Source organism: Paenibacillus sp. JCM 18996 (assembly GCF_055392555.1).
On the sequence record NZ_AP043884.1, the window covers coordinates 1,276,365 to 1,288,102 of the forward strand.

Below are 11,738 nucleotides of genomic sequence, written 5' to 3' on the forward strand. Positions count from 1 at the left end.
TTTTGCAGAAAATATTTTTCCCGCCGCTTTTTTGCAGGTAATGGGGAATAATATACTTGTTCACTCGAATTTTAAGGAGGCTTAGCGGCATGGCTGAAGATGAAGCAAGGGACCAGGTCATTGTAGAGGACGAGGCCGGACATCAACATGAGTACAACGTAGAGGCGCTGTTCGATATGGAAGAGCACACCTACGCACTGCTGAAAAGGGAAGAAGACCTCGTGCTGATGCGGGTCGAAGGCGATGAGGAGGACCAGTACCTTGTGGGCATAAAAGATCCCGAGGAAGCCGAGTCGATCCTGAATGCCTATCAAATTGCCGTTGAAGCCGCTCCTGCGGAAGATTAATACCAAGGCCCCCAAAAGTGAAGCAGCCCATTGCAAAACTGCTCCAACACTTTTGGGGGCCCCATTATCCATAAAGAGCATTACATGATTTCCTGCCTACCGCAAAATAACAACCAGCTCACCATGCTCGCAGGAAGAGCTTGTTTCTCTTTACATAGCATCGCCTTTGCCCCCAGATAAGCTTGTTTCTCTCTGCACAACGCCGTGCTTGCCCCCAAGGTGAGCTTGATTCTCTTTCCACAGCGCCGTCCTAGCCTTTGACCAAGTAAAGAGTCAGCTCTTCCCTGTTATGAAAAAGCTGCCTGGCGCCGCACAGCGTCAAGCTGTCCGCAAAACGCTCCGTGAGCTCTCTCACCGTCTGGAACGGCTTTTTGTGCATCAGCTTCACTGTAATAATGGCTGTCCCTCCGCTGCGCAGAGCATACAGCAGGTTGGCAATCAGCCTGCCCATCTGCCTCGGGCTCCAGCTCATATCACATACGAGCAGATCGAACGTCTCGGCGGCAAATTTCACCTCGTCGGCGTTTTTCTGCAGAAAGGTGAGAGACGGGTGGTCAAGCAGGCCTGGATGCAGATGAGCCGGATCCACGGCGGTCACTTTAAGTCCCCTTTCCAGAAGCAAAGACGTCCAGCCGCCGGGAGCCGCGCCGATATCCAATGCATGTCGGAACGCGGAAAAATCTACTCCAAACACATGCTCGGCCTCAAGCAGCTTGAATTTGGCCCTGGACACTTGCCCGTCTTCCCTCTGGAACCGGATTGCGCCGCCGGACCAGTCGGACAGATTGTCTTCCGGTGAGGAAAGCCCGACATATATCGCTTTGCCGGTAATGTAAATGGACAAAATGTAGTCCGCATCCCGTACTACGGTTTCCGCTTTATATTCGGATGCGAGCACCTGGTCCGCTGCTTCTTTAACCGCAAGTAAAGGGTAAACTAGATCAAGTCCCTCCTGCTTACGGGCCTGCACCGCCACTTTACTGTCCTCCGGGAGGTCAATCCGCCCTGCCAGCAGCTCCCTTAAACGCTGCAAATCTTGCTCGCCGCCTTCAGCCTCGACAGCTAAATTGGCCGGCTGGAGGTGCCTGAGAAACATCGGTTTATTGTTTTTTATCCTGTCGATAACCGTCCGCGCGTCACTCGATGTTTCGATCAGAACGACCTCTGTCGGTACGATTGCGTGAAATTTGGCATCCGGAATCAACCTGCGGACCTCTTCCTGGGCATACTGCCCAAAGCCGTGATTCGACGTTCCGATGAAGCGTGAGCCGGAAGCCGTCAGTAAAGATAGTTCCATCGATTACAGCACCTTTATCCAAGGCCTATCGTTCGTCCACTCCAAAGACACGGGAACCTGATAAGCCCTTTCTATATTTTGGGCGGTCAGCACTTCTTTTTTGGGGCCTGCCGCGATAATCTGTCCTTCCTCCACAAGAGCAGCATGAGTGAACAATGGCATAATTTCCTCAATATGATGAGTTACGTAAACAATAGTCACATTGCTGGTGTAAAGGGCGCTGATCGTTTGCAGCAGCCGTTCTCTTTCATACAAATCCAATCCGGAGCACGGCTCATCCATGATCAGAATCGAGGGCTCGGCCAGTAAAGCCCGGGCTAACAGCACCTTTTTACGTTCACCCTGCGATAAAACGCCCATAGGCTGTTCTGCAGTATGCTTGAGCTGGACGCGATCGAGCCAATCCACCGCTTTTTGCTTCACTTCGTCCGTGATGTTCTCATAAAACCGGAGGTTTCCGAATTGGCCGCCCGCCACGATTTCCCAGACGGGGTCGCGCAGCGCAAGTTTCTCTACCAGCGATTGGCTTATGTAGCCAATGGATTTGCGCATTTCCCTAACCTCTACCTGACCATATTGATGGCCCAACACATGGACAGTCCCCGAGCTTGGAAACTGATAAGCGTTCATCAACTCCAGCATTGTAGTTTTTCCGCAGCCGTTTCGGCCCAGAATTACCCAGTTTTCCCCCTGCCGGATATGTAGATTGACATCCTTAAGAATATGACGCCGTTCCCTTATAAAATGGACATCCGATAACCGAATCATTCTTCTCCCCCACCCTCCAACGCGATTATTTGCTTAAGCCGGCCAGAACGCGTACATAAGCGATTTCCTCCCCGTGAGAATCGGAATCCGGGGTCTCCAGCACGACCGGTATGCGCGCCACATGCGGGGAACTCAGCAAATCTTTCATCGCCGCTTCCCCGATCTGCCCTCTGCCAATGGTTGCATGACGGTCGCGGGCGGAACCGGAAGGATACACCGAATCGTTCAGGTGCAGCGCTTTCAGATGCTCAAAAAAACCTAGCTCCTCTCCTCTGGCTTCAATTTGCGCCCAATTCGAGCCATTCCACAGCCCGCTTGCGAACGTATGGCAGCTGTCCAGGCAAAAGCCGATTCTTTCATTATGGTCGGCCAGATTGCGGATTTGCACCAGTTCTTCCAGCGTCTTTCCCATATTGGTGCCTTCACCCGCCTGGTTTTCTATAAGCACCAGCGCGTTCCCATGCCATTCCGCTGTGACCCGGTTCAGTAATTGTATAATATTTTTGTACCCTTGTAACGGGTCTTTTCCTTTGTATTTCCCGAAATGGACGACCAGACCAATGGAACCGCACGCTTCCACGATCTCCAGATCGTTCAGCAGCGACTGCACCGTAACCTCTTGCATATGCGGATCTTCGGCGGCCAAATTGGCGGGATAAGGGGCATGGGCGATGGATATTATCCCTTCCCTGCGGCAAAATGCCGCGCAAGCTTCCGCATCCGCGTGATCAAACTCCTTGACCGACAGGCTTCTGGGGTTCTTCGGAAAATATTGAAAAGCCGTACCGCCGATTGCAGCGGCCGTTCTGGCGGCGCCCAAAAATCCTTTTCTTATGCTGACATGGCTGCCTATAAACATGAGACATCATCCTTTAACGCTGGCAGTTAGGGCAGTAAAAGCATTTGCGCGAATTCAGCTCGTGCAGCTCTACCGTATGACCGCACCTTGGGCAGGGCTTTCCTTCATTATCGTATACATTGCAGCGGTCATTATAATTACCCGTGAGGTCGTCATCCAAAGCAAGCGGCCGTTCTATGTACCCTCCGTACCGTATCGCTTCGTTCAGCACTGTCTGCATGGAGCGATAGAGCGCGGCAAGCTCTTCGCCGGTCAGCTCCTCCGTTCTCCGCGTGGGACGAATGGCCGCATCGAAACAGATCTCATCAGCATAGCAGTTGCCGATTCCGGCGATTCGGCCCTGATCGACCATCACCGTTTTGACGCTGCCGCGTTTGCTTGTGATCCTGGCCATAAACTGTTCCAGCCCGAAGTTTCGTTCCAAAGGCTCCGGCCCCAGCTTGGACAGCCGCGCAGCGGCGTCCCGCTCCGTATGCATATGCAAATAGCCAAGCCTGAGCCCCAGAAAAAACAAATGATGGTCGCCAAAAGACAGCTTCACCTGAACGGTGCGGTCCGGCTTTTCTTGTTCCGTGCCGTAGAACATCCATCCGCCCAGCATCAGATGCAGCAAAAGTACGAGTCCATTATCCAAATGAAACAGCAGCTGCTTCGCCCGCCGGTCAATGGTAACCATGGTATGACTGCGCACATTTTGTATAAAATGCTCCGCCGGCACATTTAACGATTTTTCCCGTCCGATCTCCACGCCTGTGATGACTTTACCCGCTATTCTAGGCGCCAGGAGTATCTTGTAAGTTTCCATTTCCGGAAGTTCAGGCATGGATCATTCCCTCTTCTCGCTCTCTTACGAGAGTTGGTGGCTGCTATCAGATAGTGTTCCTTTGCAGGCTGGAAATATTCAACAATGGGCAGCCGCTTCCTCACCCGCCTGTCGTTCCGCCCGAGCAATACCGGCAGGAAATGAAGTCCCCGCAGTATTGACACCCTGTCAGTAGCCGGCTTCTTTAAACAAGGAATCCATATAGACGCCCTCGTACCTTGTCTTGCTCCTCCTGGAACCTCTGTTTCCCGATGCAACGGCAGCCCGTTTGGAACCTGCTTCACTGTCCGCTGCCATCTTTTTTTTAATCCGCTCAATCCTTTTTTCCAGCTCCCGGACGGCCTCCAGATTATTAATTCCCTTGGCCGGCCTGGACAGAGACTGCCGCTTCCAAAGCCTATCCAAGGCCCACTGGGCGTACTTCAGAGCAGAGCGAAAGTCCTTGGCCCGGTGTTCGTAAAACATGGAGAGCTCAATGTATGGCTCTATTACCGCCGAAGGAGCCGCGTGCTTCTCGTCGACATATCCTCTCCATAGAGCGACAGCCCGCTCGTAGTCGGTTTTTTTTTTGTAGTGCTGGGCCAGCAGCAGCTGATAGCCACCCGCTTTGTAGCTCGCACTATGGTCCATTAAATACTGAAAAGCGTCCTCCGCCTGCTCCTTGCGCCCCATTCTCTCTAGCCAAGCCCCGGTACGGTAAATTTCATCGGGATGCATATCGCTGAAAATGACCTCTCCTTGAAGCAGGAGACCGAAATGTATAGCGAGTCCGGCGAGGGAGAGAATATCGTACTCGTTATGCACGAACACCCCTTCAATAAGAGTGGCGTCGTTCTCTGCCAGGTACTGGAAGTAGAGCGCGGGGGCCAAGGATCCGGGCACATCATCCTGACGGAAAAAGCCCAGCCGCGCTTCCTCAACCTTGCTCAGCCGGCATGAAGGCAGCGTGCTTTTCCACAAGCTCCGGGAAGGATACAGAAAATCTAGGTGCAACAAACAATCCTCGAGCGGTTCTAACCGGTTGATCACATAGCGGTTCTTCAAAATCGGCCAGTCGAAGGTTCTTCCGTTGTATGAAACCAGATGCGTAGATGCATCGAGTTTGTCCTTCAGGTGCTGCAGCATTGCCAGCTCTTCGCCGGGATTGCGGATAAAAAGCTGCTGTACGGTAAATTCACATTCCGTATAAAACCCGATACCGACCATAAACGGGACGTTGCCCACGCCCACTCCAAGGCCGGTCGTCTCGGTGTCAAAAAAGAGAAGCCTGTCGCAGCTTACTTCCTGATGAGGATGAAAGGCGGACAGGAAATGCGATTCTCCAGACAGCTTCCCCAGTGGATAACGGCCATGCATATGGTGGAGCGGATAAACGCGTTCCCTCATGATGAAGGAGCCTGCTTCGTTTGTCTGCAGCCGGGCGTTCATACGGTCCCAGTCCGCTCCAAGCGATTCGGTTCTGCGGACCGCCTTCTCCGGCTCGCTCTTCTTCAACCGGTTAAGCCTTTCCCTTAATCCGTTCATAGTCAGTCCCCCGTTTCCCTCAGCAGTTCAAGCGCAAGCTGTTTGCCTGTGAGTCCCACTTCCTCGATCGGCCCGACGCAAGCAGGACAGCCGCTCAGGCAGGTGCAGGAAGAGATGAGACGTTCCGCTTGGCGAAGCAGCGTGCCGTGCACCTCGTACAGCCTTTCGCTCAGTCCGACGCCGCCGGGATACCGGTCATAGAAGAAGATCGTGGGCTTTTTGTTGTGCACTGCCCTTACCTGCGGCACTACCCGAATATCCGAAGGATCGCACATCAGATAGAGCGGAGCTATATGGACCAACACATTGGACAACCCGAGCAAAGCGTACTGCAGATCGTTAGTGCTGCGCTTGCCGGCAATCTCATCGCCGAATGTGAACCAATATGAAGTGGTATGCATCTCCTCTTCCGGCAGATGAATCGGTCCCGCGCCTATATTCTCGTGCGTCCTGAGTCGGATTTTTTTGAAAATCGTCGCCTTGGCGTTCACTGTCACTTCGCCGTATTGGCGCAGCAGCTGCCCCTGCAAATCTTCGCGGTGCACATGGAGGACTTTGAGCTGCACCGCAAGGTTGGCGTCGGTAAAGTAATCGACGTCGACTTCCCGCACGTAGGCTTTCTTCTCCTCGTAGTCAAGCTTCTCAACCTGGAACTGCACACCCTCATGAAGATAAATCGCTTCTTCATGAACGAGCGTGGGAGCGCTGAACCGGTCCACTTCACCGATCACTCTGCTGCCGTTTGTCGTATCGATGATTATAATGTTTTCCTGCGCGGCGCTGCGAAGCGAGATATCGTGGGCGGGGAACGACTGTTCCATCCAATACCAGCGGTTGTTAACATGGTGGAGGATCTGTTCCTCCGTCAGAAATTCTAGAATCTCGATCAGGGTCTCGTCGCCGAACTGTTCCCCGTCCTCGAACGGCAGCTCGTACGCCGCGCATTTGATATGGTCAACCAGAATAATCAGGTTGTCCGGGTGAATGAGCGCCTGCTCCGGCGGCCGCTCGAAAAAATACCGCGGATTCTGGATCAAATATTGATCCAGCGGGTTCGAGCTCGCGACGAGGACCGTCAGCGAGCTTTCCTGCCGCCGCCCGGCACGGCCGGACTGCTGCCAGGTGCTGGCTATCGTGCCCGGATAGCCGTTGAGCACGCACGCCTGGAGCTGGCCGATATCGATGCCCAGCTCCAACGCGTTCGTGCTGACGACGCCGCGGATCTCTCCGCTGCGCAGTCCCCGCTCGATCTCCCGCCGCTGCTTCGGCAGATAGCCCCCGCGATAGCCGCGGATCGATTTGCTCCCGAGCTCGTGCTTGATCAGATCCTGCAGGTACGTCAGCAGGATCTCCACGCGCACCCGGCTTCGAGCGAACACGATCGTCTGGATACCGTGCTTCAGCAGCAGGCCCGCAATCCTCTTCGTCTCCAGGACGCTGCTCCGGCGGATGCCGAGCTGCTGGTTGACGACAGGCGGATTGTAGAACACGAAATGCTTCTCCCCGGCAGGAGCGCCATTGTTGTCCACAAGAATGACCGTCTCGCCGATCAAACGCTCCGCATGCTCCTTCGGATTCTCGATCGTTGCGGAGGCGCAAATAAACTGCGGGCTTGAACCGTAAAAACGGCAGATCCTCTTCAGCCGCCTGATCACGTTCGCCACATGGCTGCCGAACACCCCTCGGTAAGAATGCACCTCGTCAATCACGATATATTTCAAATTCTCGAACAGCTTTACCCATTTCGTATGATGCGGCAGAATCGCCGAATGCAGCATATCGGGGTTGGTCACCACCACATGCCCCGCATTGCGAATCGCCTGCCTTACATTAGGCGGAGTGTCTCCGTCATAGGTATGCGATTTGATGTCGACGCCCATTTTCGTTATGGTTTCCTGCATTTCCGCCACCTGGTCCTGGGCCAAAGCTTTGGTCGGAAACAAATACAGCGCCCTGGCGCTTGCGTCCTGCAGTATACCCTGCAGAACCGGTAGGTTGTAGCAGAGCGTCTTGCCTGAGGCGGTAGGCGTCACAGTTACCACGTGATTGCCTCTCAGCACCTCTGCCACCGATTGGGCCTGGTGGGTATATAATCGGGAAATTCCTCTATCCTTCAACGATTCCCGCAGCAGAGGGTGGATTTCGTCCGGGAAATCAATCAGCTGGGGATGGCGCGGAGGAATGGTATGCCAATAAGTAATTCCGTCCGCTATCTCCGGCGTACTCCGGAACAAATCTATCATCTCGTTAATGGACGACACTTTCCCTGTCAAACGGTTCATATGTAAAACTCCTAACGAAATCAGCATTTCTTTTATTATACAGAATGCATGTTCGCAGGACAATACGTTCCCCAAACAAAAAAAGAGCCTTATTCCCGCTTCGTCCGTCGGGTATTGTGACTCCATGCCTGATTTGAAACAGCAGAATCCCGACCCTCGGCAAACTGTGGGACGGCCGTCTCAATTGTGTGCAGACCCCTCCGCTGTCCCGGGCAAAAATCTACTGCCAGTGTCCAGCTGAGAAATCGTCGTAATCAAAGCGCAGCCCGTTTTCCGCAGCGGCATACACAGGGCCTGCGGATGTGCGGATCGCGATCTCTGAGCTTGCCTTAAGCTTAGCCAGCACTTCCTTGTATGAGTTGATCTTTCGGCCGTCCGTTTCTTGTGCCATAGCCGAATGCAGCGCTTGTTCTATAACGATGATATCGTGACTGCCAAACTCCACGCCGGGACACCTCCATAAATAGCATTCCAACTTCATAAGCATATCCAATTTTTATGGAGTCCATACGAATTCGTTTCGCCGGCTTGTATTAAAGTTTAAAAGTAAATATATCTACATACAAACCATCCTTATAAGGAGGAATCACAATATGAGATTAAACGTTACGTCTGAACAGGAAACTTCCCAAACATCTGAATTAGGCATTGATCCTCAGATTTTCACCCGCTGGTCGACCCGTTCCTTTCTGTCGAAGGACGTGCCGAACGATGTGCTGATGGCAGTATTCGGAGCGGCGACATGGGCGCCTTCCGGTAACGACGGGCAGTCTTGGCGGTATATTATCGCGCGAACGCCGCAGGACCGGGAAAGATTCCACAAGTTTATTCATCCTCTAAACTTGGCGTGGTGCGTCGAAGCGCCTGTGCTGGTGCTGGCAATCTCCAAACGCAAGGCTGTAAAAAGCCAAACGGAGGCGGTCGAAGCGTCCCTTGACAGCGGATTATGTTGGGGTTACCTCGCGCTTGAGGCGTTAAACCACGGCTTGATCACTTATGCGATGACCGGTTTTGACAAGAACAAAGCCAGAGCCTTGTTGAACATACCCGGGGAGTATGACATCCATGCCGTTATAGCCACCGGCTACCGGGGAGATAAGGCGCATTTTCCGAAGCAGCACGGGGAGCGTAAAAAGCAATCATCATCCGGAGCCCATAGCTTGTTTGAGGGGGGTTTTGGAATGCAGTTGATTTAACCGTTACACCACCCGCAAGATATGCCCGCATAGTCCGCGTGAAATCAACATGTTCGACGCCGGAACCAATCCGAAATATCCCCGTCACCTCGGCGAATTTACAGACCGCGAGGGCTTGCGGCGGATGATCGACGGCTATGACTGCGGCATGCGAGCTGGAGAAACAGAGAGTTATGGAGGAGCTTATTGTAATCATTACCGCGGACCACGGCAAAAACATGGGCGAGCTCGGCTTTTACGGAGAGCACGGAACCGCCGACCAGGGAACGTGCCGCATCCCTATGATTATCCGTTGGCCGGGCATGAAGCAGGGGCATGTCGACACAGGACTGCACTATCATCTGGATTTGCTGCCGACCATCGCCGATCTGCTCGGGAAGAAACCGATGCCGTTCTGGGACGGAGCCGGCTATGCACCGGCTATTACCGTACGGACGCGACTATCTGGTCGTCTCCCAATGCGCGCATGTTTGCCAGCGCAGCGTGCTCTTTGGAGATTATTTGTATATGCGGACTTATCACGACGGGTTTCATTTATTTGACAAAGAAATGCTCTTTCGTTTGGCAGAGGATCCGCACGAACAGCATAACCTTGCACAAACACATCCCGAGCTTTGCCAACAAGCGGCTTATTATTTAAACGAATGGCATGATGCGATGATGGAATCGATAGCTTTTGACACTGACCCGCTGTGGACGGTCATCAAAGAAGGGGGACCTTACCACGCCAAAGGCCAATTGAAGAAGTACGCGGAACGGCTGGGAAGAATATACGAAAAAAAGCCTGCAAGAGCAGTCCTCTCCGCAAGCTATTTTTGCTATAAACTGCAGTTTATTTTTAACAGTACGACAGACGCTTTAGGAATTGTCACTTTGAACTCCGAGCCTTCTACATGGATGGATTGCTGTTTTGGTGTTACCTTGTTCGGCTCATCGAAGGAGTTGCCGTCCGTGGGGCTTGCAGAGGCCAGCACAGTCATTGTCCCCTCACCTGCAAATAAGCCGCCATTCAGATTAAGCTCAACATGCTGCGCTTGATGGACAGAAGTGTTTACAAGCGTGACCGCCAGAACGCCATCTTTTACGGAAGCAGAACAAGAAACGCTTGGAATGGAATAGCAATTGTCCTCTATGGTATATTCAATCGCTTCCGTATCGACAATCGTTTTGACGCCAGTAGCATTCTGGTGGATTTTAAAAAGATCAAATACATGAAAGCTTGTTGTAGTAACAAACTTGTCGCCCTTTGCAAGGAACAGGGAATGGATACAGTTCACAAGCTGCGCTACGTTTGCCATGACTATCTTGTCGCAGTGGTTATTAAATATATTCAACGAAAGCGCTGCCACTACCGCCTCACGCATCGTATCCGGCTGCTCGAACAGGTATTTTCCGGGCAATGGATGCTTGCCGTGCAGCAGATGCCACACTCCCCACTCGTCCACAATAAGACCGATGCTGCTGCCGGGCATTGCCTCGTTAACCATCTCATATTGCGTCTGGATAAAGGGCTCCATTTCCAAGCCGAGCCGCATCATCTCATACCACTGGGCATCCGAATATTCCAGCTCTGAGCCCAATCTTCCGGTGTTGGTGACATAATAGTGCAGGGAGTATCCGAACATCGGGGGGATACGGCCGACCGTATACATTTCCTTATACTTCTCAAAAAATTTCAAGGTCCAATCAGGAATACCCTCGTAGGGGCCGCATGCTATGTAGTTGAGCTCCGGTCCTACACTTTTGCCGATAATGGCATACTTCCTATATATGTGGCAGTAATCCTCAGGAGTCATACAGCCGCCGCCACCCCAGTTCTCGTTGCCAAGGCCCCAGTATTTCACGTTGAAGGGCTCCGAACTCCCGTTATTCTCACGCTCTTTGGCAAGCGTGGTGGTTCCCTGCGGCATATTGCAGTATTCAATCCAGTTTCTGCCCTCTAATACGGTTGAAGTAGTTGCGTTTAATGCAAAATACGGCTCAGCGTTAACGAGCCTGCAGAAGTCGATAAACTCGTGTGTCCCGACTTGATTAGACTCATATTTGCCGTCATTCATGTACCACCAGTTCACGGTGGTAGGACGCTCATTTCTTGGACCAATTCCGTCTCGCCAGTCGTAGGTCTCGGCAAAACAGCCGCCCGGCCATCGGATGACAGAAGGCTGAATCTCCTTCAGCTTTTCAATAAGGCTGCGCCTGAAGCCTCTGATGTTAGGAATGCCGGAATCCTCGCCAACCCAAATGCCATCGTATACAACGCCGCCCAGGTGTTCTACAAAATGACCATAGATATTTGGATTGATGCGGCCGATCTCGTTCTGGAGCAGAATCTCAATTGCAGCCATCAAGCATTACTCTCCTTTTCCCTTACCATTTCGGATGTAAAGGATAGGGGCAGTACTGCCCCTGAATTTTCGTTCGAATCTGAACAAGACAACCGCAGTATTTGCAGGTGCCTCCAAGTGTATAAGCTGGACAGCTCATACACTCGGATAGCCTTCTGCTGCTTGTATCCTCGTCCGCCAGCTCAAGGTTCCTGGACTTCAATAGAATCTGCAGCATGGCTTCTATTTTTTCCGGTGACACCTCAATGGTTTCCGAACAGTCCCTGCATGGGCCTTGTTTAGCCATCTTGTTCACCC

Annotated in this window: 12 protein-coding genes; 3 read left to right on the forward strand and 9 right to left on the reverse strand. The window is 52.6% G+C overall.

All coding sequences use genetic code 11. From position 1 onward, the window contains the following. Positions 1–89 precede the first annotated feature (89 nt). Positions 90–347 (forward strand): DUF1292 domain-containing protein, encoded by a 258-nt coding sequence (locus ACZ5N7_RS06280; RefSeq protein ID WP_464658267.1) that lies wholly within the window; start codon positions 90–92, stop codon positions 345–347. A 250-nt stretch (positions 348–597) separates the two neighbouring features. Here the strand turns inward: ACZ5N7_RS06280 and ACZ5N7_RS06285 are convergent, their stop codons facing one another. The 7 genes from ACZ5N7_RS06285 to ACZ5N7_RS06315 form a co-directional block, all read right to left on the reverse strand. After that, the gene (locus ACZ5N7_RS06285; protein WP_464658268.1) at positions 598–1,644 is read right to left on the reverse strand and encodes an SAM-dependent methyltransferase; all 1,047 of its coding nucleotides are present in this window, start codon (positions 1,642–1,644) and stop codon (positions 598–600) included. A 3-nt stretch (positions 1,645–1,647) separates the two neighbouring features. Then, entirely contained in the window at positions 1,648–2,412 is a 765-nt protein-coding gene (locus ACZ5N7_RS06290) for an ABC transporter ATP-binding protein (protein WP_464658269.1), read from the reverse strand. Positions 2,413–2,437: 25 nt separating this feature from the next. After that, positions 2,438–3,271 carry a deoxyribonuclease IV gene (locus ACZ5N7_RS06295; RefSeq protein ID WP_464658270.1) on the reverse strand — a complete coding sequence of 278 codons (834 nt, stop codon included), beginning with the start codon at positions 3,269–3,271 and terminating at the stop codon, positions 2,438–2,440. Positions 3,272–3,284: 13 nt separating this feature from the next. Next, positions 3,285–4,094: an Fpg/Nei family DNA glycosylase gene (locus ACZ5N7_RS06300; RefSeq protein ID WP_464658271.1), complete on the reverse strand. Its 810-nt coding sequence runs from the start codon at positions 4,092–4,094 to the stop codon at positions 3,285–3,287. Between the two features lie 168 nt (positions 4,095–4,262). Next, positions 4,263–5,618 carry a ribonuclease H-like domain-containing protein gene (locus tag ACZ5N7_RS06305; protein WP_464658272.1) on the reverse strand — a complete coding sequence of 452 codons (1,356 nt, stop codon included), beginning with the start codon at positions 5,616–5,618 and terminating at the stop codon, positions 4,263–4,265. A gap of 2 nt (positions 5,619–5,620) precedes the next feature. Continuing rightward, positions 5,621–7,900: a DEAD/DEAH box helicase gene (locus ACZ5N7_RS06310; protein WP_464658273.1), complete on the reverse strand. Its 2,280-nt coding sequence runs from the start codon at positions 7,898–7,900 to the stop codon at positions 5,621–5,623. A gap of 220 nt (positions 7,901–8,120) precedes the next feature. Beyond that, positions 8,121–8,345 carry a hypothetical protein gene (locus ACZ5N7_RS06315; protein WP_464658274.1) on the reverse strand — a complete coding sequence of 75 codons (225 nt, stop codon included), beginning with the start codon at positions 8,343–8,345 and terminating at the stop codon, positions 8,121–8,123. 148 nt (positions 8,346–8,493) lie between these two features. Between ACZ5N7_RS06315 and ACZ5N7_RS06320 the strand changes: the two genes are divergently transcribed. Next, complete coding sequence (locus tag ACZ5N7_RS06320) at positions 8,494–9,096, forward strand: nitroreductase family protein (RefSeq protein WP_464658275.1); 603 nt, start codon at positions 8,494–8,496, stop codon at positions 9,094–9,096. Between the two features lie 137 nt (positions 9,097–9,233). Then, positions 9,234–9,638 carry a sulfatase-like hydrolase/transferase gene (locus ACZ5N7_RS06325; RefSeq protein ID WP_464658276.1) on the forward strand — a complete coding sequence of 135 codons (405 nt, stop codon included), beginning with the start codon at positions 9,234–9,236 and terminating at the stop codon, positions 9,636–9,638. A gap of 276 nt (positions 9,639–9,914) precedes the next feature. Here the strand turns inward: ACZ5N7_RS06325 and ACZ5N7_RS06330 are convergent, their stop codons facing one another. Both ACZ5N7_RS06330 and ACZ5N7_RS06335 read right to left on the reverse strand, forming a co-directional pair. Further along, entirely contained in the window at positions 9,915–11,441 is a 1,527-nt protein-coding gene (locus ACZ5N7_RS06330; RefSeq protein ID WP_464658277.1) for an alpha-N-arabinofuranosidase, read from the reverse strand. Between the two features lie 22 nt (positions 11,442–11,463). Next, on the reverse strand, positions 11,464–11,727 hold the full coding sequence (locus tag ACZ5N7_RS06335; protein WP_464658278.1) for a DUF6171 family protein: 264 nt from the start codon (positions 11,725–11,727) through the stop codon (positions 11,464–11,466). Positions 11,728–11,738 lie beyond the last annotated feature (11 nt).